The 256-nt window shown below is 50.0% G+C and carries 1 protein-coding gene; it reads right to left on the minus strand.

The annotated features are described in order from the left end of the window. The coding region (locus tag SB717_RS37615; protein ID WP_410908248.1) for a hypothetical protein at positions 1-220 on the minus strand (220 nt) is incomplete at its 3' end. Positions 221-256 lie beyond the last annotated feature (36 nt).

A 256-nucleotide genomic window follows, 5' to 3' on the forward strand; every position in this document is an offset into this window, starting at 1 on the left:
CTTCCCAAGGGTTAAGGTAGCCAGTAGGCTCATCAACGCCCCCTGATAATCTAGATTTCCATCCTGCTTCGCTAGGTAGCAAATATCTCTTTCCGGTAGTCCACTTGTCCTTGCTGAGACCTTTAAGAGCCGCCTTGCCCGCCTCTCTACGGTCGCCCGCTTTATAGGAATCAATTAGCGCCATTGCTTGTCGAATTTGAGGGAACCAAGAAAAGTTCAAACCCGCGAGCTTGTCGGCAGTGGAACTGCTGAATAT

This window comes from Priestia sp. SIMBA_032 (assembly GCF_046535215.1).
Lineage (GTDB): Bacteria > Bacillota > Bacilli > Bacillales > Bacillaceae_H > Priestia > Priestia aryabhattai.